This window comes from Streptococcus mitis (genome assembly GCF_003942765.1).
In the GTDB taxonomy this organism is placed as follows: domain Bacteria; phylum Bacillota; class Bacilli; order Lactobacillales; family Streptococcaceae; genus Streptococcus; species Streptococcus mitis_BE.
This window is the reverse complement of record NZ_RJNW01000028.1, coordinates 1-554: the sequence shown is the minus strand read 5'-3', so window position 1 is coordinate 554 and position 554 is coordinate 1. Positions and strand designations below refer to the sequence as shown.

Below are 554 nucleotides of genomic sequence, written 5' to 3'. Positions count from 1 at the left end.
CAGCCTCAACAAGTGCATCAGCTTCAGCAAGCACATCAGCTTCTGAGTCAGCCTCAACAAGTGCATCAGCCTCAGCAAGCACATCAGCTTCTGAGTCAGCCTCAACAAGTGCATCAGCTTCAGCAAGCACATCAGCTTCTGAGTCAGCCTCAACAAGTGCATCAGCCTCAGCAAGCACATCGGCCTCTGAATCAGCCTCAACAAGTGCATCAGCCTCAGCAAGCACATCGGCCTCTGAATCAGCGTCAACAAGTGCATCAGCCTCAGCAAGCACATCAGCTTCTGAGTCAGCCTCAACAAGTGCGTCAGCTTCAGCAAGCACATCGGCCTCTGAATCAGCATCAACAAGTGCATCAGCTTCAGCAAGCACATCGGCCTCTGAATCAGCGTCAACAAGCGCATCGGCTTCAGCAAGTACAAGTGCATCAGCTTCAGCAAGCACAAGCGCTTCAGCTTCAGCGTCAACAAGCGCGTCGGCTTCAGCAAGTACTAGCGCATCGGCTTCAGCAAGTACAAGTGCTTCAGCTTCAGCATCAACAAGCGCATCGGCTTCA

Annotated in this window: 1 protein-coding gene; it reads right to left on the bottom strand. The window is 52.5% G+C overall.

Going from position 1 to position 554, the window contains the following annotated elements; translation table 11 throughout:
• Positions 1 to 554 (bottom strand): hypothetical protein (locus D8849_RS10525; RefSeq protein WP_185756255.1); only part of this gene is annotated, 554 nt, incomplete at both ends.